The sequence below is a fragment of the Paraburkholderia hospita genome, assembly GCF_002902965.1.
Lineage (GTDB): Bacteria > Pseudomonadota > Gammaproteobacteria > Burkholderiales > Burkholderiaceae > Paraburkholderia > Paraburkholderia hospita.
This window is the reverse complement of sequence record NZ_CP026109.1, coordinates 39,991-63,639: the sequence shown is the minus strand read 5'-3', so window position 1 is coordinate 63,639 and position 23,649 is coordinate 39,991. Positions and strand designations below refer to the sequence as shown.

Annotated in this window: 20 protein-coding genes and 1 pseudogene; 8 read left to right on the top strand and 13 right to left on the bottom strand. The window is 59.5% G+C overall.

Annotation, left to right across the window (positions count from 1 at the left end):
* Positions 1–578 precede the first annotated feature (578 nt).
* The 4 genes from C2L64_RS49095 to C2L64_RS49080 form a co-directional block, all read right to left on the bottom strand.
* Positions 579–1,826, bottom strand: coding sequence for an enolase C-terminal domain-like protein (locus C2L64_RS49095; RefSeq protein WP_103154406.1), 1,248 nt, complete (start codon positions 1,824–1,826; stop codon positions 579–581).
* Positions 1,827–1,870: 44 nt separating this feature from the next.
* The gene (locus tag C2L64_RS49090) at positions 1,871–3,160 is read right to left on the bottom strand and encodes an MFS transporter (RefSeq protein WP_007581096.1); all 1,290 of its coding nucleotides are present in this window, start codon (positions 3,158–3,160) and stop codon (positions 1,871–1,873) included.
* Positions 3,161–3,258: 98 nt separating this feature from the next.
* On the bottom strand, positions 3,259–4,026 hold the full coding sequence (locus C2L64_RS49085; RefSeq protein WP_103154405.1) for an SDR family oxidoreductase: 768 nt from the start codon (positions 4,024–4,026) through the stop codon (positions 3,259–3,261).
* A gap of 91 nt (positions 4,027–4,117) precedes the next feature.
* Complete coding sequence (locus tag C2L64_RS49080; RefSeq protein WP_007581098.1) at positions 4,118–4,837, bottom strand: FadR/GntR family transcriptional regulator; 720 nt, start codon at positions 4,835–4,837, stop codon at positions 4,118–4,120.
* Positions 4,838–5,661: 824 nt separating this feature from the next.
* Here C2L64_RS49080 and C2L64_RS49075 point away from each other — a divergent pair.
* The 3 genes from C2L64_RS49075 (at position 5,662) to C2L64_RS49065 (ending at position 7,885) form a co-directional block, all read left to right on the top strand.
* Complete coding sequence (locus C2L64_RS49075) at positions 5,662–6,045, top strand: VOC family protein (RefSeq protein ID WP_090836907.1); 384 nt, start codon at positions 5,662–5,664, stop codon at positions 6,043–6,045.
* Between the two features lie 127 nt (positions 6,046–6,172).
* Positions 6,173–7,516 (top strand): epoxide hydrolase, encoded by a 1,344-nt coding sequence (locus C2L64_RS49070; protein WP_090836870.1) that lies wholly within the window; start codon positions 6,173–6,175, stop codon positions 7,514–7,516.
* A 96-nt stretch (positions 7,517–7,612) separates the two neighbouring features.
* Complete coding sequence (locus tag C2L64_RS49065) at positions 7,613–7,885, top strand: hypothetical protein (protein ID WP_090836904.1); 273 nt, start codon at positions 7,613–7,615, stop codon at positions 7,883–7,885.
* Between the two features lie 320 nt (positions 7,886–8,205).
* Here C2L64_RS49065 and C2L64_RS49060 read toward each other — a convergent pair whose 3' ends face one another.
* The 5 genes from C2L64_RS49060 to C2L64_RS49040 all read right to left on the bottom strand — a co-directional run bounded on the left by C2L64_RS49060 (position 8,206) and on the right by C2L64_RS49040 (position 14,369).
* Entirely contained in the window at positions 8,206–9,330 is a 1,125-nt protein-coding gene (locus tag C2L64_RS49060) for a branched-chain amino acid ABC transporter substrate-binding protein (RefSeq protein WP_090836867.1), read from the bottom strand.
* Positions 9,331–9,458: 128 nt separating this feature from the next.
* Positions 9,459–9,809 (bottom strand): cupin domain-containing protein, encoded by a 351-nt coding sequence (locus C2L64_RS49055; protein ID WP_090836865.1) that lies wholly within the window; start codon positions 9,807–9,809, stop codon positions 9,459–9,461.
* Positions 9,810–9,823: 14 nt separating this feature from the next.
* Positions 9,824–11,134, bottom strand: a complete 1,311-nt coding sequence (locus C2L64_RS49050) for an NAD(P)/FAD-dependent oxidoreductase (protein ID WP_208525956.1) — start codon at positions 11,132–11,134, stop codon at positions 9,824–9,826.
* 180 nt (positions 11,135–11,314) lie between these two features.
* Positions 11,315–12,715, bottom strand: coding sequence for an amino acid permease (locus tag C2L64_RS49045; RefSeq protein ID WP_090836861.1), 1,401 nt, complete (start codon positions 12,713–12,715; stop codon positions 11,315–11,317).
* A gap of 133 nt (positions 12,716–12,848) precedes the next feature.
* Positions 12,849–14,369: a PucR family transcriptional regulator gene (locus C2L64_RS49040; RefSeq protein WP_244212344.1), complete on the bottom strand. Its 1,521-nt coding sequence runs from the start codon at positions 14,367–14,369 to the stop codon at positions 12,849–12,851.
* 1,023 nt (positions 14,370–15,392) lie between these two features.
* On the opposite strand from C2L64_RS49040, the gene C2L64_RS49035 reads away from it, so the two are divergent.
* The 3 genes and pseudogenes from C2L64_RS49035 to C2L64_RS49025 all read left to right on the top strand — a co-directional run bounded on the left by C2L64_RS49035 (position 15,393) and on the right by C2L64_RS49025 (position 17,418).
* A complete protein-coding gene (locus C2L64_RS49035) occupies positions 15,393–15,854 on the top strand; it encodes a hypothetical protein (RefSeq protein WP_090836859.1) in 462 nt (153 codons plus the stop codon).
* Positions 15,855–16,051: 197 nt separating this feature from the next.
* Positions 16,052–16,189, top strand: a pseudogene (locus C2L64_RS49030) (exonuclease); the annotation flags it as partial.
* Positions 16,190–16,875: 686 nt separating this feature from the next.
* On the top strand, positions 16,876–17,418 hold the full coding sequence (locus C2L64_RS49025; RefSeq protein ID WP_090836899.1) for a DinB family protein: 543 nt from the start codon (positions 16,876–16,878) through the stop codon (positions 17,416–17,418).
* A gap of 474 nt (positions 17,419–17,892) precedes the next feature.
* Here the strand turns inward: C2L64_RS49025 and C2L64_RS54425 are convergent, their stop codons facing one another.
* Both C2L64_RS54425 and C2L64_RS49020 read right to left on the bottom strand, forming a co-directional pair.
* A complete protein-coding gene (locus C2L64_RS54425; RefSeq protein ID WP_167449626.1) occupies positions 17,893–18,057 on the bottom strand; it encodes a hypothetical protein in 165 nt (54 codons plus the stop codon).
* 27 nt (positions 18,058–18,084) lie between these two features.
* Complete coding sequence (locus C2L64_RS49020) at positions 18,085–19,395, bottom strand: DUF3422 family protein (RefSeq protein WP_090836857.1); 1,311 nt, start codon at positions 19,393–19,395, stop codon at positions 18,085–18,087.
* 198 nt (positions 19,396–19,593) lie between these two features.
* Here C2L64_RS49020 and C2L64_RS49015 point away from each other — a divergent pair, with 198 nt between their 5' ends.
* On the top strand, positions 19,594–19,908 hold the full coding sequence (locus C2L64_RS49015) for a hypothetical protein (protein ID WP_143055771.1): 315 nt from the start codon (positions 19,594–19,596) through the stop codon (positions 19,906–19,908).
* On the top strand, positions 19,905–21,149 hold the full coding sequence (locus C2L64_RS49010) for an acyl-CoA dehydrogenase family protein (protein ID WP_090836853.1): 1,245 nt from the start codon (positions 19,905–19,907) through the stop codon (positions 21,147–21,149). The genes C2L64_RS49015 and C2L64_RS49010 overlap by 4 nt, the downstream gene beginning before the upstream one ends.
* Before the next feature lie 107 nt (positions 21,150–21,256).
* On the opposite strand, the gene C2L64_RS49005 is transcribed toward C2L64_RS49010, so the two are convergent.
* Together C2L64_RS49005 and C2L64_RS49000 are read right to left on the bottom strand one after the other, a co-directional pair.
* On the bottom strand, positions 21,257–22,372 hold the full coding sequence (locus C2L64_RS49005; protein ID WP_090836851.1) for a sigma-54 interaction domain-containing protein: 1,116 nt from the start codon (positions 22,370–22,372) through the stop codon (positions 21,257–21,259).
* Complete coding sequence (locus C2L64_RS49000; RefSeq protein ID WP_090836850.1) at positions 22,369–23,598, bottom strand: acyl-CoA dehydrogenase family protein; 1,230 nt, start codon at positions 23,596–23,598, stop codon at positions 22,369–22,371. Before C2L64_RS49000 ends, C2L64_RS49005 begins: the two co-directional genes overlap by 4 nt.
* Positions 23,599–23,649: the final 51 nt, after the last annotated feature.

Sequence of the window (23,649 nt, the reverse complement as noted above, 5' to 3'; positions counted from 1 at the left end):
CGGCCGAGAGTCAATTTTCGACCCAGCATGCTGTCCCCCGACGCTAGAGCCTCCGGCCCGCCACGTGCGAACGCGGCAGGCACGAGCGAGCGCTACGCTTGGCTGCCAGCGGCGTCGCGGCCTTGTTGGTCACCTTGGTGGCTGCCGGATACGCCGCGCATCAGCGGCCTGGCTGGCAGCGCCGAAGCTCGACTTCCAGAAGGCAGCAATAGCGTCTAGTGCACGTCCGCCCGTATTAGTGGAAAGCGGCGGGGAAATCATTAGCCGGTTATGCCGTCGCGAGCATGGTGCCCCGACAGCCAGTCGCTCGACATCGGCACGCATATGCTCGTGTGATCCCGGCTGTCCGGCGGCCTTCGACCTGCAGCTGATAGTCGATGTAAAGTAGACTTTAGCGGAGCAACTCCATCCGTCACGCTCCTGCGTCCGCTGTTAGGCTTGGGTGCGCCGATGATGGAGAGGCCACGCTCGAGCCGTGATAACTGCCTCATTATCACGGCAATTCCAATGGTCATGCGCGCACGCCTAACATAATTAAACCCAAACCGCACACACAACATGCTCCCCCTTGCTCTCAATCAGGGAGTCTGCAAAGTACCGTCTTTCAACCGGGTTTGCGTCCAGGTCGTCACCGTGTTCTCGCACGGGTACTTTGCCGCTTCGGCTTCGTCGATATCGACGCCCAGACCGGGTCTGTCGTTCGCATACACATGCCCGTTGCGGAACTCGGGCAAGCCGGGGAAGACGTCCAGCAATGCCGCCCGCGGCCCCTTCAGGTCCTGAATGACAAAGTTGGGCGGCTCGGTGCCCGACCATTCCTGAACCCCGAAATTGCGCGCAGCGAGATCGATATGGATGTTCGCCGCGTGAGCCATCGGCGACATATCGCCCGGACCGTGCCAGGCCGTCCTCACGCCAAACTGTTCGGCGAATATCTGCAGCTTGCGTCCGGCAGTAATCCCGCCAATCTGGCTCAGGTGAACGCGTATGAAGTCGATCAGGCGCTCCGTGATCATGAAACGCCATTCGGACGGGTTGTTGAAGAGTTCGCCCTGAGCGAGAGGTGTCGTCGTCTTTTCTCGCAATTGCCGTATCCATTCGCCCTCTTCCAGCGCAATCGCATCTTCAAGGAAGAACAGCTCGTATCGCTCGAGCTCGCACGCGAAGCGGATCGCCTCGACGGGTTTGAGGCGTTCATGCACGTCGTGACACAGCTCGACGTCAAAGCCTACCTTGCTGCGGATGCCGTCGAACAGTTTGAGCGTCTCGCGCATGTACTTCCTGCTGTCGAGATACACGCCTTCGGGCGCACGCGCCGGCGCGCCCAGTGGCGCCTTGCCATAGCCGCCTCCGCCGTAGCCGCCGCTCTGACAGCGAATGTGCGTGATGCCCTGCTCCCGGTACTTCTGGATGTTCTCGCACAATTCGTTGAGGTCACGCCCGTCCGCATGACGGTAGATCGGTACCCCTTCCCTGCACTTGCCGCCAAAGAGCTGATAGAGCGGCATGCTCGCCATCTTGCCCTTGATGTCCCATAAGGCCATGTCGATGCCCGAGATCGCATTGTTCTCGATGGGGCCGTTGCGCCAGTAAGCGTTCTGGTGCATCAGTTGCCACAGTTCCTCGATCGCCTCGGCGTCCCTGCCGATCAGAAGTGGCCGCAAATACTCGTCGATCAGACATTTGACCGCGACATGCCGATACGCAAACGTCGCGCAACCGAGCCCATACAGTCCAGCCTGATTGGTCTCTACCTTGACGACGATCAGGTTGATGCCTTCCGGCGCGGTCAGGATGACCTTTACATCGGTGATCAGCGTTGCCATGTTGTTCCTGCCTTGCAAATGTTGTGTCGTGGCGTAGCGCTTTATCAGCGGCTCACTGCGAGCCGCCCTTCCTGCTTCGAGCGCTGACCGGCGGGCGCAGGCACGGTGATCATCACAATCACGGAGCAGAGCAGCGCACCCGCCATGAATATGTACGAGGCCGCCGGGCTACCCGTTGCGCCGTTCAGATAGCCGACGATCCACGAGCCGAGAAACGCTCCCAATGCGCCGCATGCGTTGATGAGTCCGATCGCGCCGCCCAGCACGTTGCTCGGGATGAGTTCGGGAACGAGGGCAAAGAACGGTCCGTACGGCGCATACATCGTTGCACCTGCCACGACGAGCAACGCAAACGACATCCAGAAGTGCGAGCTGCCGATCATGTACGAAGCCACGAATGCAATCGTCCCGATCAGCAGCAGCGGCCAGACGAACAGCTTGCGGTTGCGGGTCTTGTCGGACAGCCATGATGCGAGCAGCATCAGGACGATGGCAGCGAGATACGGCACGGCGGCAAGCCAGCCGACCGACACGATATCGATTGTCGAAGCCGTCTTGAGAATCGACGGCAGCCACATGATGAAGCCATACACGCCGATGCTCCACAGCGCGTGAATTGCACAGCATTTCAGTACGATCGACGAGCGGAACGCGGTCTTGTAGTCGCGCACCGGCGCGATATCGGCCTGCTCGGCTTTCAGGCGCGCCTGCAATTCGGTCTTTTCCGCGTCGCTCATCCAGGGCGCATCGGCCGGTTTGTCCTTGACCGTGAACCACCACACCACGGCCCATGCGAGTGCAGGTACGCCTTCAATCACGAACATCTCGCGCCAGCCGAAGCTGTGCACCAGATAGCCGGACACCACCGACATCCACAGCACCGTCACCGGGTTGCCGAGAATCAGGAACGTGTTGGCGCGCGACCGTTCTGTCCGCGTGAACCACCGGCTGATGTACATCAGCATCGACGGCATCACGGCAGCCTCCACGATGCCGAGCACAAAGCGCAGCACCATCAGCATCGGAATGTTGCTCACCATGCCCGTCGCTGCGGCGCAGAGGCCCCACAGGATCAGGCTGAAAAAAATCAGTTTCTTGACGCTGTTGCGCTGCGCGTAGATTGCACCCGGCACCTGAAACAGACAGTAGCCGAGAAAGAACAGCGACCCGATCAGCGACGACGTCCCATGCGTGATACCGAGATCCTTGTCAATGCCGGCAGCTGCTGCAAAACCGTAGTTAGCGCGATCCAGATAGGCGAGGCTGTAAGTGATGAAGATGATGGGCATCAGATACCACCACCTTTGAGTTGCTACGGGTTTGACGCTTTCCATGATGTCTCCGATCGGTACCGCGAAAGACGGCACACACTGCGTGATAAGCGGGATCGTGCCGTTCTTTTAGTTGTGGTAGATCCCCGCGTGAGTTGCATTCAAAGCACGGCCAGCCAGCCTCCATCGACATAGATGATCTGGCCATTGACGTAGCTGGATGCCGGCGACGACAGATACACCGCCGTGCCGACGAGTTCCTCCGGTTTGCCCCAGCGTTGCGACGGGTTGCTGTTCTTGACCCATGCATCGAAGGCGGCGTTATCGACGAGCGCCTGGTTCATATCGGTCAGAATGTAGCCGGGACCGATCGCGTTCGCCTGGATGTTTGACGCGGCCCATTCGGCGCTCATCGCGCGGGTCAGCATCTTGATGCCGCCTTTCGCCGCGGTGTACGCGCCGACTGTCGCGCGGGCCGCTTCGCTCGTCAGCGAACCGATATTGACGATCTTGCCGCCCGTGCCGCGCGTGATCATCCGCTGCGCCGCCTGCTTCGATACGATGAAGGCACTGGTCAGGTTCGTGTCGATCACGCGCTGCCAGTCCGACAGTTCTAGCTCGACGAGCGGCTTGCGAAACTGGATGCCGGCATTGTTGATGACGATGTCGATGCTGATGCCATCCTTGTCCCATTGGGCGAACGCATCGGCGACGGCCCGTTCATCGGTCACGTCGAAGGCTCGGCCTTGCGCGCGGAAGCCCTTCGCATCCAGCCGGCTGACCGCGTCGGCGACCGTATCGGCGCGTGTGCCGTTCAGCATCACGCTCGCGCCTGCGGTTGCGAGTCCCTCGGCCAGCGCAAAGCCGATGCCGCGTGCCGAACCGGTGACGAGCGCCGTGCGCCCGCTCAAGTCGAATAACTGTGTCATGCGTGGCTCCTTGTGCGGAATTCAAAAACCAGGCGCGAAAACGCCCCTCGCGACCGGCCTCCCGCCGCGACGATAGTGGAAGCAGGAAGCGTCAGACGGGTGTGTCGTTTGCGGTTTGCCTGAGCTTGTCGCGGTCTTCGAAGTCCTTCTCCGCACGCTCGATCAGCGTCAGTACGGCAGCCTCCGCGGCCGCTTCATCGCCCTTTTCAATCGCCACGCAAAGAGCCTCGTGCATCGGCAGCGAACGCGCCGGACCGCCGGCGATTTCGGAGCTGAGCTCAAAACTCGTACGCAGAATCGCCGACAGTGCGTTCTGCATCTGCTGGACAAACTGGTTGTGGCAGGCGGTCAGGATTGCGCCGTGAAACGCGAGATCGGCGGGAACGTATTCGCCATGGCCGGCGACAGCGCGTTCCATCGCCTTGAAAGCGCGACGCACGGCAACGCGGTCTTCATCGGTCGCGCGTCGGGCGGCGAGTTTGGCTGCGTTCGGTTCGATGATGAGGCGCAGCTCCATCAGATCCTGGATCAGGCCCGCGTCAACCGTTCCCGCCCTCGCGCGCCACGTGATCACGTCCGGGTCGAACAGTTGCCATTGCGAACGCGGCAGCACGATCGTGCCGTAACGGCGGCGCACCTGGAGCATGCCTTTCGCCGACAGCGATTTCATCGTCTCGCGAATCGTGATGCGACTGACCTGCATCTGCTCGGCGAGCACGGGCTCGGCCGGCAGGATATCGCCCGGCGCGAACTTGCCTGAACAGATCTGTTCGCCCATCTGGTTCAGGACCTGCCGATGGAGCGTTTCCATGTTTTCGCCTCTAGATCATACGTATGATGTAGAGATATTAGGCAAGCGACGAACCGAGTTCAACCAGGGATCTCCCTGTATCTGAACAATGGGATTAGCGACCCTTTCGGGTGTCGCGATTAACGGTGGCTGAGAAGGTTTCTGCGTGCATGTGCCGCGTGCCCGTCGACAGCAAGCAGTCGCGCCTTACCATAGGCGCGCCCGCCCCATGCCCGTTTCCATCCCGATTCTTGTTAGGAGGGCGCTAATCGCCCTTGGGCTTGCGTGAGGAATCAGGTTACGCCGCAACCTGTTTGCATTCGGCTGAGTCATCCGTCGCATGTCGACCCCTCTATAGCCGTCCACTTGGCACGATGTCAATGACGGCTTCCAGAGTGCTGCGGACGTCAGCGTTCCTGCGACGACTTGTGGCCTCGCCACGCGCTGTGCCGGCCAAGGTCAGCTCGTGTCCCGATGGTATCTGCCGGCACGGCGAAGTGGAGTGACCCGAGACCCGGCCCCGAGGGCGGGCCGGGCCGGAGGAACCCTCGCCTGAACGCGGTGAATTTAGTATGAACATACAAGCATATGCGCATATCTTGACACTATGATTTTCATAGTTATACTGAGTCTCTGGGACGCGGTTCCCGCAATTGGCCTACCGATACGGCTCGGTCATTTACTGCAAACGGGCCACGTGCTCGATCCAACGGCTCGACGCATCGCTGAATTTACCGGCATCGCGTCTTGAAGTAGTCGCGCCCTATGTGGTCAAAGAGCTCCGACCTGCTACACGTCGAAGAGCGCACGATCATCATTCAGGCATACTAATGAAGGAGCAATCGATGTTCAGTCACGTTGTGGTCGGCACCAACGACCTTGAAAAAACCAGGAGATTCTACGATGCCGTGCTGGGCTCCCTCGGCTATGGCGAGGGTTTGAACCGGGCCGCCGGCGGCTACGTCTATGCCGCCGGCAATAGTTCTTTCATCGTGACGGGGCCACTCGACGGCCAGCCGGCTACCCATGCCAACGGCGGCACGATCGGCTTTACCTGCCAGTCAACTGACCAGGTCGATCTCTGGCACGCCGCAGGGATCGCCAATGGCGGCAAATCGGTCGAGGACCCACCGGGCGTACGTGAGACCCCGGCTGGGACGCTTTATCTCGCTTATCTGCGCGATCCGGATGGCAACAAGCTCTGCGCCCTGTATCGCATACCCGCTTAACGTACGCCGCATTGCCGCGCTTTGACTCACGAGGCAAGTGCGGCTGCCATCAATATCACTTCGATCGTCGCCATTGCGTCACCCTGCGCGCGCCGCAGACTCGCACGCTCTGACTTGGAGAATTACCATGTCGTTAGTATCGTCAACGCCAACCTGGCGCAGGTTTGTTGCATCCGTCGCGGCCGCACTGGGCCTTACCCTCGCCACTGCCTTCAGTTGCGCCCATGCCGTTCCGGCTGCCGGCCTGCCTTCCACGAAACAGCCCGCGACGACTGACGACGACTCCATCCGTCCGCTGCCCAAAGTCCATGTGCCGCAGGCCGCCATTGACGAGCTTCGCCGGCGGATTGCCGCCACGCAATGGCCTGAAAAGGAGACCGTCGCAGACTCTTCGCAGGGCGTGCCGCTCGCGACCATGCAGAATCTCGCACGCTATTGGGCGACCGATTATGACTGGCGTAAAGCGGAAGCGAAGCTCAATGCCCTTCCGCAGTTCGTGACGACCATCGACGGAGTAGACATACATTTCATCCATGTTCGTTCGAAGAACCGCAATGCGCTTCCATTGATCATCAACCATGGTTGGCCCGGCTCCGTGCTTGAACAGATCAAGCTGATCGGACCATTGACAGATCCGGTCGCGTATGGCGGGAAGGCCGAAGACTCGTTCGATGTCGTCATCCCGTCGATGCCGGGCTACGGCTTTTCCGGCAAGCCGACAACGACCGGCTGGGGTCCCGAGCACATGGCGCGCGCCTGGGCCGAGTTGATGCGCCGTCTCGGATATCAGCACTACGTCGCTCAGGGCGGCGACTGGGGGGCGTTCGTCGTCGATCAAATGGGCTTGCAGGCACCTCCGGGACTGCTCGGCATTCACACCAACATGCCCGCGACGGTTCCTGCGGACATCGACAAGGCGCTACAGATCGGCGCACCGGCGCCAGCCGGTCTGTCAGCGGACGAGACCCGCGCTTACGGGCAGCTCGCCCAGACCTTCAAGGAAGTGGACTACGCCCGCTTGATGGGGTCGCGTCCACAGACGCTTTATGGTATTGACGATTCACCCGTCGGCCTCGCCGCGTGGCTCCTCGACCATAATGATGCCAATGCCCAGCCCGCAGCCGCAGTCGCAGAGGCTCTCAACCGGACTTCGAGCCCCGCAGGCGAACTGACGCGTGACGAAATCCTCGACAACATCACACTGTATTGGCTGACCAACACGGGTGTGTCTGCGTCTCGCCTCTACTGGGAATATAAGGGTGGCTTCTTCAACGCCAAAGGCGTCAAGATCCCGGTGGCCGTGAGCGTGTTCCCCGGCGAGCAATATCAAGCGCCGCGGAGTTGGACAGAGAAGGCCTACCCGAACCTCATCTACTATCACCGAGCTGAGAAAGGCGGCCACTTCGCCGCGTGGGAGCAGCCGGTGATCTTCGCTCAGGAACTGAGGGCAGCCTTCAGGCCGCTGCGCTGAGCTAGTCGAAGCAAGTGGGAATGCGGCGGGGTGCCGTGCTCGCCAATCAACCATCTGGCCGAAGTGTTCGAGGACGGACAGGTGGTGGCGCGCGGCATGCCGGTACTGCTTTTAAGACGATATTCCGGAAAGGGCTCGAAAGAATTGTTTGAATTGCTCGAGAAGCATAACGCTGAGGTCGACGAATGGATGGGTGGTACCAAAGGCTTGGTAACGTACACGCTCGTGCGCAGCGGCGATGGCGGATTCTCCGTGACCGTTTGTCAAGACAAGACTAGTATCGAGGAGAGCTTGCAAAGAGCGAAGGAGTGGATCTCGAAGAATGCGGGGAGCATTGGAGCGGCCGAGCCGGACGTTGACGGAGGGTAGCTCATTTGAACAAGTCATAGTTCTGAGCCTTACGACGCACGCGCTAGATGGCGGCAAGGGCGTGCGTCGCTCAAAGCGTAGACGATGGGGTTCGGCAACACGAGACAAATTCCCATAAAGGCCGACGTGCTGTCGACATGATTCCAACCTCGAAGGTCCAGTGCCTGCTGTGGAGCCGACGCTTGAATGACCATCTGAGCGTGCGGAGGAACGACCGTAGTTGGCCGACCTCGGAAATTTGACGCTCGCAGATAACCGTGCATAACTGCGCCGGCCGCCAACTTCCGAAGTCGACCCAACAAAGTCAGCGAAGTCTTCGCCTAGTTAACGTAAGGAACGGGCAAGCCGTTTCGAATGACATACACGGTTGTTGGCGCGCCTTTTAGATTTCCTTCGGCGTCAAAGAAGTACTTGCCGGCTATCCCCTTGTATTGTTCGTTCGCCAGCTGTGCGATCAGTTTGCTTTTGTCACTCGTCGTCGCTGCTTTCGTCATGGCGTCGGCCAACATTTTGACTCCATCGTAGTAGTTGACCGCATAGACTTGCATGTCTGTATGATACGTGTCCTTGTACTTCTTAATGAATTTCCTACCTTCCTCAGTCTGGTCCAGGGCGGTCCCGCCTTGAGAACAGTAGACAATCGAGGCAGCCTCCCCTGCCACTTTTCCCATGTCAGCTGTACAGATGGCGTCTCCTCCAAGTAACTTTGCTCTCAGACCGCGCTGCCGCATCTGTCTGACCATCGGCGCAGCTTGAGATGCGTACCCGCCGAAGAAGATCACATCGGGGTTCTTAGCTTTGAGAGCTGTGAGGATACCCAGGAAATCGGTTGCCTGGCCGTTGGTGAATTGCTTGTCGACAATTACCAGGCCGTTTGCCTTGGCCGATTCCTCAAACTGTTCCGCGATCCCCTGCCCATACGCAGAACGGTCGTCGATGATGGCAACTGTTTTGGCTTTCAACTCCCTGGCTGCAAAGTCCCCCATCGTTCCACCAAGCTGGGCGTCACTGGCGCCAATCCGGAAAATGTTCTTAAAGCCTTGCTTCGTAATCGCTGGGTTTGATGCGACAGGCAGGAGAGGAACCCCCGCATTGTTGTAGACGCGAGACGCAGGAATAGCCACGCCTGAGTTGTACGGCCCCAGGACAGCGACGACGTTGCGGTCAATGAGGTTCTGCGCAACCTGAACGCCGGTTTTGGGGTCGGCCTGATCATCTTGCGACTCCAACTTGAAAGTCACCTTCTTGCCTGCTATCAGCACCCCTTGTTTATTCAGTTCGTCGACAGCCATCCGCGCGCCATATTCATTGTCCTTGCCGTTTGCCGCTTGAGGCCCCGTCAGCGGGGCCGAATGTCCGATCACGACAACTTCCTGTGCCATTGCCGGCAGCGTTAGTGTGACTGCTGCGCAAGCTGTCGCGCCAAGATTAATGAATTTACGCATGCTTTGTCTCCAAACAAGTGGTCGGTTTTGTAATTACCCTGCCGTCTGTGCTTCTCAGCTAAATTAAACGTCACCCGGCCGTTGGCATCGCGAGCTCGCCGCTCTTTTCGATGCTCGCGGATCAGGTTTCAATAAATCGCGTAAATCTTGCGAACGGGTTCCAGTACATCCCAGCGCCCGGTCCAACCGGGCGGCAAGATCACGAGATCTCCACCGACGATCTCGGTTACCTCACCCGTCGAGTCATCGGTGAGCCTGGCACGGCCAGAAATGATGTACGTAAATTCGGTATCGGGACGGTTTATCACTGGCCAACCTCCTGGCTGACATTCCCAAATCCCCAGATTACCGACCGCCTCGGGCGCAACAGTCTTGACAGCAATTTGGGGATCGCCGCTATCGGCACCGGCGCGCTGGCCGGCTGAGGCGAGTCGGGCCGAAGCAATATCGGCGGCTTTGACGATGGTGAACTTCGTCATGTATCACTCCTTTTTCAATGGGCACCCGTCAGCTTTTCGAGGACTCGTGCTGTACGCGATGGTTGGTTAGTTACACGTTCTTCAAAATCACTGAAACCCGCCGCTGTGAGACCGCCGTTGACGCCAATCCAGCGAAAAGGCTCCGGTTCCCACGCCGGTGAGCGATGGTTGACCACAGGCAACTGGTTGATCTCGTCATTGCAATCGAGAATCAGATTGCGCAAGATGCGGCCAGCCAGGTTACTCGTTGCGACGCCATCGCCGACGTAGTTTCCCGCCCACGCAATGCGCGCGTCTTTGTCCATACTCACGGTCGGGCACCAGTCGCGCGACACCCCGAGCGCGCCGCCCCAGCGATGCGTGATGCGGGTATCGGCCAGGTCGGGGAAGAACTCAAGCATCGCGGCGTGGATGTTGGCATGCACCTTGTCGACGAGGTCATCCTCCGGTGAAATTCGGGAGCCGAAGCGGTATGGGGCGCCGCGACCGCCAAACACCAGTCGGCCTTCCGCCGTCACCTGTCCGTACACCCTTAGATGACGCATGTCATTGAACGCCAGGCGATGATCGAGCCTCAAACGCTGGCGAAAGGCCTGAGGCAAAGGCTCTGTCGCCAGTACCAGGGAGTACAGCGGAATGACAGAGCGGTTGTTCTCCGGAAGCTGGCAGGAAAATGCTTCGGTTGCGCGCACCACCGTTCTTGCCTCGACGCCACCGTGCGCTGTAGTCACCTGCCCAGGCGCGATGTGGAGAGCCGCCGTCTTTTCGTAAATGCGCGCGCCCATTCCCTCGACAACGTCTGCCAGTCCACGCACCAGCTTTCCGGGATGGATCAGCGCGCAGTGCTCGGTGTAAAGGCCGCCCAGCGCACGTTCGGCGCCAATCCGCGTCGAAGCTTCCTTCGCATCGAGCGCGCGCCATTGATCCGGCAATCCAAAGCGAACCGACGCATCGACCGAGGCCTGAATCCGATCGAACTGGGGCTGGCTGCGTGCAAGGGAAAGAAAGCCTTGCTTTGCATAGTCAGCATCGACGCCTTCAAGATTGAGCACGCGCCCAATTTCGTTCACGGTCTCGTTCATCGCGGTCTGCAAATGCAATGCCGCGGCATGCGAATACATTTGCGCCACGCGTTCGAGCGAGATCGGAAATATCGCCGACGCCCACCCTCCGTTGCGGCCCGAAGCGCCGAAGCCGACTGCTTCCCGCTCCAGCAGGACGACCTTTAGCGATGGCTGCGCCTTCAGCAAATAGTATGCAGTCCATAGCCCTGTATAACCTGCGCCGACGATCACGACATCGGCCTGCTCTTCGCGGTCCAGCATGTCCCGAGCGCACGAGGGTTCATGCCACAGCGGGCGGTTTGGAAGTTGCGTCAGTTCTTGTGGAGATGGCATCCGTCTCTCCTACCAATCCAGATTCTTGTTCATGCGATTCGGGGATATTTCCCGCTGCGACGATTACCGTGAAGACGCGAGGCGTATGTAGACCTGTCGATTCCGACGTCACGTGCGATTTGCCGCCGATGGTGTCGCTGTCCGCACCTGCTTTCGCTTGCTCTTGACGCAGAACACCGGGTAGGAGGCCAGGATGACGATCAGGGCAACGACGCTTTGCAGAAGGCTGATCTGGCTCTTCGGATCTAGCGCCATACTTACCAGCACGGCGACGATGGTGATGGTCACGAGGAGCGGCAGCCACGGATGGCCCCACATCCGGAGCTTCAGCACGCCCCGACGTTCCCATTCGCTCCTCAGCTTGAGTTGTGACAGGCAGATCATCAGGTAGACGAACAGAAACACCGCACCCGACGAGTTGATCAGGAACAGGAAGACCGTGTCGGGCCAGAGTGCCGCGATCACCACACAGCCATAACCGACGAGTGTCGAAGCGATGACTCCCCGGGCAGGTACGCCACGTGCATTGACACGTCCCACCCACTTCGGTGCCTCGTCGTTCGAACTGAGGACCAGGAGCAGACGCGACGATGTATAAAGTCCAGCGTTGAGCACGGACAGCACGGCCACCAGGATGACTGCTGTCAATACGGTGGCGGCGCCCGGGATGCCGATCTTCTCGAGCGTCGCCACGAACGGGGATTTGCCTGGCACGATGTCCGTCCACGGCTGAGCAACAACAATGAAGAACGCTGAAAGAACGAAAAAGATCAGGATGCGGGCCATTACCGTGTTGACTGCACGGCGAACGTTGCGCTCGGGATGCTCGGATTCGGCGGCAGCGATGGTCGCTACTTCCACACCTGTCATGGAGAAGATCACGACCACGACGCCCGTGAACAGCTTTCCCACCCCTTTGGGAAAGAAGCCACCGTGTGCGGTCAGATTGGAGAACGTTGCTGTCGATCCTGGCCAGACGTGGAAGACGTAGGCTCCCGCGATGATGAGGAAAGCGGCAATAGCTACGATCTTGACGCCCGCGAACCAGTATTCAGCTTCGCCGAACGATTTGACGGACAACAGATTGAGCGCCGTCATCATCACCATCAGCCCTAGCGAGATGATCCAGACGGGAACGGTGGGAAACCATGCATGGATGGTTTGCCCGCCCACGACGGCCTCGAACCCGATCACGATCACCCAGAAATACCAGTACAGCCATCCCATCGCATAGCCGGCGACATCGCCGTAAGCGAGGCGCGCGTAGTCGACAAATGAACCTTTCATGGGATGAGCCGCTGCCATTTCGCCCAACATGCGCATGATCAGGGCGACGATCAACCCGGTGATGCCGTAGGTGATGAACGCGCCGGGTCCGGTCGACGCAATGACTGCGCTAGAGCCTACGAACAAGCCTGCTCCGATCACGCCTCCGAGCGCCAGCATACTGATATGCCGGGTTTTCAGAGCGTGTTTCAGCCGCGGATCGAGCTCCGTCTGGATAGGCATTGGTTGTCTCCTGGAAACGAAGTTTGTCTTTTGTTACCTCCATTAAAAGCAAAACGCGCGGGCCAGGCTATGCGCAAAATGTCGTCTTGAGGGACGGTTCTCATACAAATGTATGATTATCCATCTGATGATTTCAAAGGGCATCAGACAACAGATTGGCAGCCTTTCCAGCCTGAAGGGCCAGCCACAACCGCGTGATTCCGTCGGTTGTGTTCGGTTTGACGCCGGTCAGCTGCTCGATGTGTTTCAGGCGGTAGACAAGGGTCTGGCGATGAATCGACAGGTCGAAGGCAGTGGATTTCCAGTTACCGTCGTTCTCGAGAAACGTCATAAGCGTCGAGAGCAGAGCGGTACCGTGGACGCGGTCGTACTCGATCACGGGACCGAGATAGCGGCCAACTAACGCGCTCGCTTCGGCAAGTGACCTCGGCATCGTGATGTAGCCGGTCTCGATTTCTCCATAGCGCACTAGACTGGTTCCGACTTCACGTGCCTGTGCCAGCGCCAGGCGCGCCTGGCGCACGCTCTCGCGAAAGCCGGCTGCCTCCGTGACCGGCCCACTGGTGCCGACCACGGCGCCCTCGCCCAAGTCGAACCGCAGGCATTCCAGCGTGTCCGCGTGATCCTGAACCAGCGCGAGCAGTACGTCGTCTTCGAGCAGCAACGGTGTGCGGGCGTGCAAAGGTGGCGCGTGGTGGATTTCGGCTACGCTCCATCGCCCATGCTTTCCGGGAGAGACCGCGAGCACAACGAGCGTGCCCGTTAAGCCGCGGCGCTCCAGCATGGGACGAAAGGAAAACTCGGCCTCCCCCTTCAACAGGCTGCGCAAGACTGCCGCGCCTTCTTTTCGCAGGTTGTCGCGGTCGATCATCATCCGCTCCAGCTCGATCTCGAGCAGCCCGAGAAGAGAGCGCACCAGCAGCGGATCCTGCAAAGCTTGCGCGTCTCGGCGACGAATGACCAGATTCGCCCTCGCTCGGCCGCCGATAGCGACGCGGTCTACAGAAACCAGGTCGGTCTCATCGGACGATGGCAAGGGGCTCGAGGAAACGATGATCGAGCCGCTGCGAGCATCTTCGATTGCCAGCCCGAGCCGCAACCGATCCGATAGGACAGTCAGTCGTCCGGCCATGTCTGGCACTTCGCGCAGTGCGGTCGCATAAGTCTCGAACAGTTGTTCGCTGGCTCTGAAACGGTCGCGCTGGGCTTGTAGCACACTTTCGATCACATGCTTCGACAACTGCACGAATTCAAGCTCGAAGCTCCCTGCCAGTACAGGGAACATAAGACGGTCTGCCGCTTCCAGCATCTCGCGTGACAGTTCCGGCGCGTCGGCCTGGCGCGCGACGACTAATGCACTTGCATTGCTATGGGCCAACTTCTCCAGCCAGACAATCTGGTCCGAAGCATTACGCGGCACGCCTAGACCCGTCGTCATGACCAGATTGCCGGCGGCAATCCATCTCCAGGGATCGGGAAGGTCAACGGCATGGGCCCAAGTGATTGTCCGCGTCAGTCCGGACAAGCCAGCAAGAGCCGTTAGTTTCAGGGATTCGGTATCGAGCAACTCCTGCACGGTAATCATCGCTTGCACTTGATAGATAGATAAAGGAGGTGAGGTGATCTGAACGCCTTCAAAAATCCCGTCGACCATCGTCGGCATCCGTTGTGTCAGGCCGTCACTTCGAAGCGTACCAAGCCAGAACGGGTTAAGCACGGCATGGCGGGAGCCTCTGAGCCTATGGTCATCATCCAGCGACGTTGCGGTCTCCTTGCATTTTCCGACTGGTCGGAATCGTCGGCGCTGCACACTAGACTACAACTACACCGACCGACACACTGTTCAACACGGGCTACCACGGGTCTCCCGTGAAATCATCGCTTGTTAAGGATGTTTGTCGGGGAAGGTCCGCAAAAGTCCTGGCGCTGGCGCGAGTGTGGACTATCCTGGGAGCAGGATTATGCAAGGAGTGGCGCCATGGATACAACTCGGTCCTGGCTGGGTCAGTCAGGGAGGCGCATCCGCCGCGATCGGGAAACGGCGCCGGCTGTCTGGAGAAAAAACGATCCGCCGCGAGCGGCCGCTTTTGGATAGGGACGAGCCGCGCTGAAGCGGCTTCGCCTGGGCGAGAGTAAATGTCCCTTCATGGCCGATTTTTCCCGTTGATCTTTGCAGGGGATTGCCGTCCGAACGCTACATGCGACAAATGACCGGTCTGAGTGATCGAAAGTCGACAAGTCCACATGCGTAGCTTTGCCATGGCCGATCAGCATACGAATTTCGCCCTTTCCATCACGCGACGCCCGACTCAGGAGTTTGCTGTGATAAGGCGCAGGTCGCGGCAGCCTTAACGCGCGTGGCTATGAAAGGGTTGCGTCAATGAATGGCAGCTTAAAACAGGTTTCATTGCGTCGGGGATTTGTTCATGTGCGCGCGTTGCTCAGTCAGGGGTCTTCATTGCGCTAGCGCTGTCGTGCAGGTTATCGACTGGAATTTCGAGCGCGACGGACACGACGGCTGTTGCCTAGGCTGAAAGAGGGACGTCGGTTCGTCAGCCACTTTGTGTTCGCGACGCGCTTGCCGGCGCACGGATAACGACGGCGTTTAGACTAGACTCAGGTTTTAGACCTTAGCCGCTTGCAGTTCCCGTTTGCGAGCCGCACGATAAATACTGCCATGGGTTGGTTCGGATGCAACAATCACCTGCAAATGCCGCTGTCCGGCGAATTGCCGGACGAGCGCATTGCGCGCGCGATTTCCCTCGCTGGCACGCCCGGTCAAGCGTATGTCGAGCGTCGCGGCATCCCCCTCGATATCGCAGACGCCGCCGGGATGCGCTTCGATCCCGATTGGGACGGCCGGGCTGCCGTACTGGTCGGCCTGTATGACCATGAGGGCACACTGTCGTCGGTGCACGGCCGCTATCTCACCACCGTGCGGGGCCAGAACAAGATGCTGACGGTCGGTCGCAGCGGCGGGGTGGCCTGTGTCGGCGATGGCTGGCATGCCAGACGCCTCATTCTGGTCGAGGGCATCTTCGATGCACTCTCGCTCGCAGTCTGCGGCTGGCCCGGTGTTGCCACCATCGGACGTTGGGCTCCCTGGTTGCCCCAGACTTGCGCGCAGCGTGTCGTGTGACTCGGTTTCGATGCGAACGCGCCCGGCGATCGCGAGGCGGAGCGCTACATGCAACTGCTGTCCGAGGCAACTGTGTTTCGCCTGTTACCTCCCCCTCGCTGTAAAGATTGGAACACGGCGCTAGCCAAACGCGGACCTGCCGCCGTGACACGCTGGCTTCGTGACCGAATAGCTGCCGGCGACGAAACGAGCATACGATGAGCGACAAACCCAAAACTGAGATCTATGTCAGCACGGACGTCGAGGTCGACGGACCGATTCCAGGCCCGCATTCGATGCTCAGCTTCGCGTCTGCCGCGTATGAGTGTCTGAAGAGGATGCTCAACGCGTTCGCGTAGTGTCCGGGCACGATGACCGAAAAGCAGATGTTGGAGTGTCCGCAGAACATGCCGGCGCAGCGCGATCATCTGTCAAACTTCGTGAGGAGCCTTGCCGCGAACCGGTAGCCTGTACGCGGCCCGCCATCTGCAGAAAAACTTTCCTGGCGAAGCATGGATAGCAGGCTTGGGAGTCTCACGATTCATTGCGCATACAACGGTTCAAATGCGACGATCGTGACGATATGCTTTCTACTCGCCTGAACAGGCGAAGTCCGATCGACTTAACAAGGGAATTGTTACATGCCGCGGCGACGCATCACCTTCCGGAAGTGGGCGTGATCTGGGGGAGTCTTCACGGTCGGTCTACGCGCAGGCAGTCAAACCAACCTGGAGACGGCCATGGAAAAGCAGTGGACGCTCTATCTTGCGATCCATAAAGCTTCCTATTGTATAATCTGTATACAGTGAATTCACGCGGTTTGAGGGCGGGCTTGATCGGGCCGGAGCGTCGCCTGCGACGCATTGCAATGGCGCGCGAAGGCCGCATGCAGGAGCCGTTCAGTCAGGCAGTGAAAATTCGCGACGCCATTGTGGACCGCTCGTCGAATGCGCAGGAATTGATATGTGAACAGTTGCCTGGCGCGTGTCACGCGGCGCTGGACGTGCTAAGCGATGCCAGTAAACAGTCGAGGAATACAGCCATGCTCAATACGCAAACCGCCCGGATGTTTTCCCGGTATAAGACCTGGGCCGACGACGTCCTATACGATTCCATCGAAGCATTGCCGCCCGATGAAGTCGTCAAAATTCGGCAGACGTTGTTCAGGACGATGATCGGCACGTTAAACCATATTCACGTGATCGATCTGATCTGGAGGGCGCACCTCGAACGCAAAGAGCATGGCTTCACGACGCGTAACGTAATCGTGCACGCTGATCTGGGCGATCTGCGTCGCGCGCATCAGGCCATGAACACGTGGTTTGAACATTGGGCCGATGCGCAGTCCGACGCGTCGCTGGCTGAAGAACTGTCGTTCGCGTTCATATCCGGGGAACGTTCGACGATGTCACGTGGCGCGATGTTCATGCATCTGGTGAATCACGCTTCGTACCATCGCGGGTGGGTTTGCGAAATGTTCTTCGACGTTCCCGCGAAACCGCCCGCTACCGATCTGCCGGTTTTTCTCGTGGATCACCCTGAATCCAGCTTCTCGCACGCGTGGCGCGATCACGCGAAAACGTAATGCCCGTCTGTTTCGGGCGCGCGGAGCCGGGCGGGCGAAATTGCCGGGTTCTGGTGCGAATGGGAATGTGGACAGTTTGAGCTGTGTTCATCGAACGGTCCCATTTCCACTCCGCGCGAAGGTGGTTCGACCCGACCGTCAGCGAAAGGGGAGTTCCCGCCGGCTAACTATGCGGCGTGCGGTGCCCGGGGCGAAGGCTGAAGCAGCCGGCGGCTGGTTTACGGCTTCGCAGTCGATGGGTGTCCAACTTGCATAGCGACCACCGGTTTGAGATGACCATCCTGGATCAACTCCCTTTCGATTTACTTTGGTATCCTTATAACAATAATTTCTATAATTAAATTCACGTCAACTCTCGAATGTGCTTGCGGAGAGTGCTGCAGCAACACAGACAGGATGGTCTGTCCACATTCATCGAAGCGCTCGCGTTGATCACGCGCAGCTTCGGGTGACAGATATTCTGTCAGTTGTAGCCTAGAATCGCGGCCGTCGCGACATCGGGTCGATCGTTTGAGTGGCGGCCAGCGAGACGGTCGGCTCCTTCAACGCGGAAAGATACGACCGCTGATAGGTTTCGTTCGCGGGGTTCGAATCGCGATGCATGTGTTCCTGCGCTTGGCTGCTTTTCGGGTGATTCATTGATGCTGCTCCTGAGGTTCTGCGGTTTCAAATCGATTGATTCAAAGGACGAGCGACGTGCTCTTCATCACTCGCGTTGCGCTTCAATAACCGGCTCCGGGTCCGCTTTGTGATGGCGATCACCGCAAGCACGACAGGTCCGATCGCCAGGCCTTCGGCCAACTCGGGCTCGATGGGAAGACTCAGCACGTGCAACGCCTTGAACGCAGCAGCAGCCAACGAAAGCACATAGTATGAGATTGCCGCAACGGACAGCCCTTCGACAGCATGCTGCAAATGCAGCTGGTTGCGTGCCGTCCGCTCCATGCCGACGAGCAGGCGCGTGACGTCCTTTTCCTGAGCGAGGTTGACCCGCGTGCGCAACAGATCGACGGCGCGTGCGATTCGGTCCGCGATCTGTTCATGACGGGCCCAGACGCTGCGGCATGTCTCCATCGCGGGCGCGAAGCGGCGCTCCATGAACTCCAGGATCGTCGGCATTCCCTCAATGCGCTCTTCTCTCAACTCTTGAATGCGTGCCAGTACCAGTTTCTCGTAGGCCCGTGACGCGCTAAAGCGTCCGCCGGACCCCGAAAGCGATTCAACTCGAACCGCGAGGTGCGTGAGTTTGACGAGCAGCTGTGAGTCGTCGCCATCTGCGCCCTGCGCATCCATGCTCTGCATCAGCGACTGAAGCGAAGAATGAATCTCGTCCAGATCGCGGCTCATCCTGCGCGCGATCGGCAGTGCCAGTAGCGCCATCATCCGATACGTCTCGATTTCATACAGCCGCTGCAGCAGACGGCCGCCCTGCTCCTCACGAAAGCCCTCATCGATGACGAGAAAGCGCATAAAGCCATCCGGCCGCACGCACCAGTCGCAAAACGCTTGACCGCCGCCAAGCACATTGCTGCCGACTAGAATTGGCCCGTCGATCCATTGACGCAACGCATCGCGCGCCGCGCGCGCGCCGTCTCCCGTCAGCAGTTCCATACGAGACGCGACGAACCGGCTTCCAGCGAGTTGCATGAACCAGCTGGCGGGAATGCCCTCAGTTGCAACATCGTTGAAATAGTCGCTGTCCTTGCGCGGGATGACGAACGTGAACGTGGAGAATTCGGTGTGACGTTCCCACTTCAGATGCCATCCGCACGGCGACTGCACGGAGCAATGCGTGGCGCCTTCCGCTGGAATCGGTATTCCTGTGTCCCGGCACAACGTATGTAACAGAGTCTCGTGTATCGACGGATTGTGCTCGGTGTAAATCGCGTAGTGGGTGAGGGATACAGATTCGGCCAGCCGCAGAAAGGGGCGAGCATGCAATTCCGCAGCCAGCGTGGCGCGCAATGGGTGGTCCATGGTCGAAATTTTGATAGGTTGCTATTCACGCAGACAATTCGATGCTGCAGCACGACTGCTTGCAACAACTATGGCAGAAGCGCGTCGACAAAGAAATCTCATAGTCCTGATCGATATCTTCAGGTTTTCTGATGGATCGGCGCGAGCAGATCCGGCAGATTGCGGTGTTCCAAAATGTCGTCTGTAAGAGAGAAACAGGTGTTGCCGCTCATTGAACATGTCATCGACTGCCTCGGCATAGACCGTGTCTTTTTGGGGTTCTGTCACGTCAAGGCGGTAGGCAATGATGACGTCCATTCGCTCAGAGTATGCGACCCATTCCCAGCAAAACTTCCACTGCTCCCAGAGCAGCACCTCATAAGCACACTGCTTCATCCCCAGCAACAAGAACTCCTCGCCATGCCCATTCGTCAAGGTCCAGAGAAGGTAAGCGCGATGGCACATCTCGTGCTGTTTACTTTCGACGAAGAGAGTCTGATCGCTCCGCACCTTGACTTTAGAGAAGGCACATGACATCACAAATCGAACTGGAAAAATCGCCGCTTTCATCCGGCACCGACTACGAAAAACTGGCCGCCACGTTCAGGCCGATCTTCAAGCGCATCGCGGACGGTGCGCTCGAACGCGAGCGTGCACGTGCGCTGCCTTATGAGCAGATCGTCTGGCTGAAGGAGGCACGGTTCGGCGCCGTCAGAGTACCGGTCGAGTACGGTGGTGCAGGCGCGTCGTTACCGCAACTCGTGCAACTCCTGATCGAACTGGCCGAGGCCGACTCGAGCTTGCCGCAAGCACTGCGTGGCCACTTCGCTTTCGTCGAGGACAGAATCAACGCGGCGCCCGGCGCCGCCAGGGAGAAATGGCTTCAACGCTTCGTGGCCGGTGAAATTGTCGGCAATGCGTGGACCGAGGTCGGCGCGGTCAAGATAGGTGACGTGATCACACGCGTGTCGCGCAACGGCGGCCAATGGGTTGTCAACGGGACGAAGTACTACAGCACCGGAAGCATCTTCGCCGACTGGATCGACGTCTACGCGCAGCGCGACGACAACGGCACCGACGTCATCGCCGCGGTGAATACGCACCAGTCAGGCGTCAAGCAAAGCGATGACTGGGACGGCTTTGGCCAACGCACCACCGGGAGCGGAACCTCCGTATTCGATAACGCGATTGTCGACGAGGAAAACATCATCGACTTCTCCACGCGCTTCAAATATCAGACGGCGTTCTATCAACTCGTGCTGATCGCTGTTATCGCGGGGACGGGTCGCGCGGCATTGCACGACATCTCGGATGAGGTCCGCAAACGTACCCGTATATACAGCCATGGCAACGCGCCGCGTGTCAGCGAAGATGCTCAGGTGCAGCAGGTGGTGGGACAAATCGCGGCGCGCGTGTACGCCGCGGAGGCTGCGGCCGTGCGTGCGGCCGAACCCTCGCAACGAGCGTACGAAACGCGCTTCGGCACCGACCGCAGTGCCGAACAAGCCGCAAACGTGGCAGCGGAAATTGAATCTGCAAAAGCGCAGGTGGCTGTTGCGGGTCTGATTCTGCAGGCGACGACTGACCTGTTCAACGCGCTCGGCGCGTCGGGCACCAGCGAAAACAAACTATTGGACCGTCACTGGCGCAACGCTCGCACAGCGGCATCGCACAATCCCCTCATTTACAAGGAACGGATCGTCGGCGACTGGGAAATCAACGGCAAGGAGCCGCCCTTCGTCTGGCAGATCGGCAACAGCCGAACGGCTACCTAGCTCGCTGCCGCCGAGGCGCGCGGCATCGAGTGGGCCGGTCTCGCGGCCGGTCCGCTTCGATTTCCGATGCCACGTAACAGACTGCCTCGACGACCACCCGCGTGCATCTACTTCTGCGCCGAGATCTGCTTTGCGCGAATCAGCCGCGCCCGCAATACGTTGCGACTGATGCCGAGCAGCCTCGCGGCCTGAATCTGGTTCCGGTAGCAGAAGTCGAATGCCACGCGCATGACGGTGTCTTCGATCTGTTCGAACAGGTTGCCTTCCGCGTTATCGAACAGATGACGCAATGCCGCCTCCAGTTCTCCGAGCGGTGTCGCCGCCGCCGGTTCGTTGACCGCTCGCCGCGCCCCCTGTATCCCGAACGACGACATCTGCAGATCGCCCTCGCCCAGTGAATCACTGCGGCACACCGGCAACGCGTAATGGATAACATTTTCAAGTTCGCGAATATTGCCTGGCCAGCTGTGTTCCAGCAGCTTGCGTTCCGCGCGCGGATCAATATCGACGGCGCCATAACCCAGACGGTTCCGATACTCTTCAATGAAATAGCGGGCCAGCGGCAGGATGTCGCCAGGCCGGTCGCGCAACGTCGGCACGGCCAGATGCACGACATTTAGCCGGTAAAACAGATCCTCGCGGAAATGCCCCGCCGCCACCGCGTCCTGCAGATGCACGTTGGTGGCAGCCAGCACGCGCACGTCGATCGGAACGCTGCGGCGCGAGCCGAGCCGCACGATCTCGCGTTCCTGCAGCACACGCAACAGCTTGACCTGCATTGAAAGCGGCAGGTCACCGATTTCATCGAGAAACAGCGTCCCGCCATTCGCCGCTTCGAACCAGCCGGGTTTCGCGCAGAACGCACCGGTAAACGCGCCCTTCTCGTGGCCGAACAATTCGCTTTCCACCAGCGACTCGGAAAACGCGCCGCAATTGACCGCGACGAACGGGCCGTCCTTACGGGCGCTCAGGTTGTGCACATGGCGCGCGACCAACTCCTTTCCGGTTCCCGTTTCGCCGATCACGAGCACATTGGCATCGCTCGGCGCCACCATGCGAATGCGTTCGAGCAACGCCACCGATCGGGGGTCCGAGAAGATCTGCGCAGTAGCACGAATGGAGGTGGTGAGCGTGCGCTTGTCGGGCATCGTCAGCAACGGTGGCACTTCCGTTCGCGCGATGGCTGGGCGGTCCGGCAACACGTGATTGAGTGAATAGTTCATGAGTAGAAACTCGGCGTCGGATATCGTTGCGTCAAGGTCCATTCGCCGATTTCACGAAGCTTGTAGGCGAGCGGATCATGGAGCGTATGGGTACGCAAATTTCGCCAATGGCGGTCCAGCCTCAGCGCGCCGTGTGTCGCGCGGGCACCGGCCACGTCGAACATCCGGGTACAGATACTGAAGCCGATTTCGGTAGCGGCGACTTTGGCCGTTGCAACGGCCAACGCCACTTCGCCGCGTTCGGCCTCGGTCAGCGCGTCCTCGCGGGCCCAGGCGGCATCGAAACGGTCCGCCGCGCGGTCGGTCAAGAGACGCGCCGCCTCGAGGCCCGCCCAGAACTCGCCGTACTGACCGAGAATATATGGGTCCGCCGACGTGGTTTGCACACCGGACGTGTGCCATGGACGTGCTTCGTTCAGCGTGTAGTGACGCGCATCATTGAACGCGCTTTCGCCGATGCCCAGATAGGTATTCGTCAGGATCAGTTGCGCGAGCAAGGGACGCAGGCAGGCGAAAGGCGTCGACAGCGGCCCTGGCTCGGTCAGGAGCTCATGATTCTCCACGCGTACCTTTTCAAGCGTCACCGTGCCACTATCCGTTTGCCGCTGACCGATATTGTTCCAGTCCTCGCCAACCGAGATACCTGTACGCCCTGTCGGCACGGCCGCGACCAGCAGCGTTCGTGCATCCGCGTCCCGCGCAGACACGATCAGCATTTCGGAATCGAGCGCGCCGGAACAGAAGCTCTTCTGTCCGCTGAACTCCCGCCAGTCCGCGTACGAGTGGCTCACCGCCCGCTCGTCTAGCGGATTCAGCGCATTGCCCCAGAACCATTGATGGCGCGCCGTCTGCTCGAACCACGAACGCCACTGCGGCGGCGAGCCGAACAGACGCACGGTCGCCAGCATCAGATGATGAAAGCCGAACACATGCCCAAGCGAGCTGTCCGCGCGGCCAAGCGTGCGCACCACGTCCAGCGTTTGCCGCCAGTTGGCGCCGGAACCGCCGTGCGTCGCGGGAATACTCATCGCCAGCAGACCGCTGGTGCGCAACGCATCCCGCTCGGCTTTCGGCGTGCCACCCTGGGCGTCGCGCTCGGTCGCGGTCGTGGCAAACGCTACGGCCAGACGTTGTGCGATCTGCAGCGGCGTTTCAGTGATAGCGGGCGTCTCCTCGTCAGGTAATACGGAAAGCGGTGCGTTTTGCTGTAGGTAAGTCGAATTCATATCGCCACAGAGTTGCTTCCTGAGAGGCATATTCTGACGACCTACGCTCCC

Bases quoted from the DNA above. Each gene is read 5' to 3' on its own strand.
- C2L64_RS49095 (WP_103154406.1), bottom strand. From the start codon at position 1,826: ATGGCAACGCTGATCACCGATGTAAAGGTCATCCTGACCGCGCCGGAA.
- C2L64_RS49090 (WP_007581096.1), bottom strand. From the start codon at position 3,160: ATGGAAAGCGTCAAACCCGTAGCAACTCAAAGGTGGTGGTATCTGATG.
- C2L64_RS49085 (WP_103154405.1), bottom strand. From the start codon at position 4,026: ATGACACAGTTATTCGACTTGAGCGGGCGCACGGCGCTCGTCACCGGT.
- C2L64_RS49080 (WP_007581098.1), bottom strand. From the start codon at position 4,837: ATGGAAACGCTCCATCGGCAGGTCCTGAACCAGATGGGCGAACAGATC.
- C2L64_RS49075 (WP_090836907.1), top strand. From the start codon at position 5,662: ATGTTCAGTCACGTTGTGGTCGGCACCAACGACCTTGAAAAAACCAGG.
- C2L64_RS49070 (WP_090836870.1), top strand. From the start codon at position 6,173: ATGTCGTTAGTATCGTCAACGCCAACCTGGCGCAGGTTTGTTGCATCC.
- C2L64_RS49065 (WP_090836904.1), top strand. From the start codon at position 7,613: ATGCCGGTACTGCTTTTAAGACGATATTCCGGAAAGGGCTCGAAAGAA.
- C2L64_RS49060 (WP_090836867.1), bottom strand. From the start codon at position 9,330: ATGCGTAAATTCATTAATCTTGGCGCGACAGCTTGCGCAGCAGTCACA.
- C2L64_RS49055 (WP_090836865.1), bottom strand. From the start codon at position 9,809: ATGACGAAGTTCACCATCGTCAAAGCCGCCGATATTGCTTCGGCCCGA.
- C2L64_RS49050 (WP_208525956.1), bottom strand. From the start codon at position 11,134: ATGCTGGACCGCGAAGAGCAGGCCGATGTCGTGATCGTCGGCGCAGGT.
- C2L64_RS49045 (WP_090836861.1), bottom strand. From the start codon at position 12,715: ATGCCTATCCAGACGGAGCTCGATCCGCGGCTGAAACACGCTCTGAAA.
- C2L64_RS49040 (WP_244212344.1), bottom strand. From the start codon at position 14,369: ATGGTCGACGGGATTTTTGAAGGCGTTCAGATCACCTCACCTCCTTTA.
- C2L64_RS49035 (WP_090836859.1), top strand. From the start codon at position 15,393: ATGGGTTGGTTCGGATGCAACAATCACCTGCAAATGCCGCTGTCCGGC.
- C2L64_RS49025 (WP_090836899.1), top strand. From the start codon at position 16,876: ATGCTCAATACGCAAACCGCCCGGATGTTTTCCCGGTATAAGACCTGG.
- C2L64_RS54425 (WP_167449626.1), bottom strand. From the start codon at position 18,057: ATGAATCACCCGAAAAGCAGCCAAGCGCAGGAACACATGCATCGCGAT.
- C2L64_RS49020 (WP_090836857.1), bottom strand. From the start codon at position 19,395: ATGGACCACCCATTGCGCGCCACGCTGGCTGCGGAATTGCATGCTCGC.
- C2L64_RS49010 (WP_090836853.1), top strand. From the start codon at position 19,905: ATGACATCACAAATCGAACTGGAAAAATCGCCGCTTTCATCCGGCACC.
- C2L64_RS49005 (WP_090836851.1), bottom strand. From the start codon at position 22,372: ATGAACTATTCACTCAATCACGTGTTGCCGGACCGCCCAGCCATCGCG.
- C2L64_RS49000 (WP_090836850.1), bottom strand. From the start codon at position 23,598: ATGAATTCGACTTACCTACAGCAAAACGCACCGCTTTCCGTATTACCT.